The sequence below is a fragment of the Cereibacter changlensis JA139 genome, assembly GCF_003034985.1.
GTDB lineage: Bacteria > Pseudomonadota > Alphaproteobacteria > Rhodobacterales > Rhodobacteraceae > Cereibacter > Cereibacter changlensis.
In genome coordinates this window covers 1-1,359 of sequence record NZ_PZKG01000337.1, presented here as the reverse complement: position 1 = coordinate 1,359, position 1,359 = coordinate 1, and the positions used below count along the sequence as shown (strand labels likewise).

General features: G+C 67.2%; 2 protein-coding genes. Both read left to right on the top strand.

What is annotated here, in order from left to right; all coding sequences use genetic code 11:
- Nucleotides 1-544: sulfate ABC transporter substrate-binding protein (locus C5F48_RS23835; protein ID WP_146170762.1), on the top strand; the 544-nt coding region annotated here is incomplete at its 5' end.
- Nucleotides 541-1,359 (top strand): sulfate ABC transporter permease subunit CysT (cysT, locus tag C5F48_RS23830; RefSeq protein WP_107666134.1); only part of this gene is annotated, 819 nt, incomplete at its 3' end. The genes C5F48_RS23835 and cysT, both read left to right, overlap by 4 nt.

Genomic DNA, 1,359 nt, shown 5'->3' with positions numbered 1-1,359 from the left:
GAAGACCTCGGGCGGGGCGCGGTGGAACTACCTTGCCGCCTGGGCATGGGCCGAGAAGAACGGCCAAGACCCGAAGGACTTTGTGGCCGCGCTCTTCAGGAACGTGCCGGTGCTCGACACCGGGGCGCGCGGCTCGACCACGACCTTCGCGCAGCGCGGTCTGGGTGATGTGCTGCTGGCTTGGGAGAACGAGGCCTATCTTGCCTTGGAAGAGCTGGGCGAGGACAAGTTCGACATCGTCGTGCCGTCGGTGTCGATCCTCGCCGAGCCGCCGGTGGCGCTGGTCGAGGGCAACCTGAAGGATGAGGCACAGCGCGAACTGGCGACGGCCTATCTGGAGTATCTCTACTCGCCCGAAGGCCAGGCCATCGCCTACAAGAACTTCTACCGGGCCTGGGACGCCTCGGCCGCCGATCCCGAGGATGTCGCCCGCTTCCCGAAGCTCGACCTCGTGACCATCGCCGACTTCGGCGGCTGGGAGAAGGCCCAGCCGGAGCACTTCGGCGACGGCGGCACCTTCGACCAGATCTACGTGTCGCAATGAGCGTCGCACCGACCTTTCGGCTGAAACCGCCCTCCCCCCTGCCGGGGTGGGGGCTTTCCTTCGGCGTGATGCTGACCATGCTGTCGCTCATCGTGCTGCTGCCGATCGGCGCGCTCTTGCTGCGCGGCGCCCAGATCGGGCTGCCCGAACTGGCGGCCGTGCTGGGCCGCGACCGGGTGCAGGCGGCGCTTCTGCTGTCGTTCCGCGCGGCGCTAATCGCGGCAGGGTTCAACCTCGTCTTCGGTCTGGCGCTGGCCTGGGTGCTGGTGCGCTACGACTTCCCGTTCAAGCGGGTGATCGACGCCAGCGTGGATCTGCCCTTCGCGCTGCCGACCGCCGTGGCGGGGATCGCGCTGACCGCGATCTATGCGCCGAACGGCGTGTTCGGCGGTCCGCTGATGGATTGGTTTGGGCTGCGCGTCGCCTATTCGGAATTGGGGATCTGGATCGCGCTGATCTTCGTCGGCCTGCCCTTCGTGGTGCGCACCGTGCAGCCGGTGATCGAGGAGATCGACCGCGAGGTCGAGGAAGCCTCGGCCACGCTGGGGGCCTCGCGGGCGCGGACCTTCACCAGGATCATCCTGCCGATGCTGACCCCGGCCCTGCTGACCGGCTTCGCGCTGTCGCTGGCGCGGTCGGTGGGCGAATACGGTTCGGTCATCTTCATTGCAGGCAACCTGCCGCTGCAGACCGAGATTGCGCCGCTGCTGATCGTGATCCGGCTGGAGGAATACGACTACGACGGCGCGGTGGCCATCGCGCTGGCGATGCTGGGCATTTCCTTCGTGATGCTGCTGGCGATCAACCTGATCCAG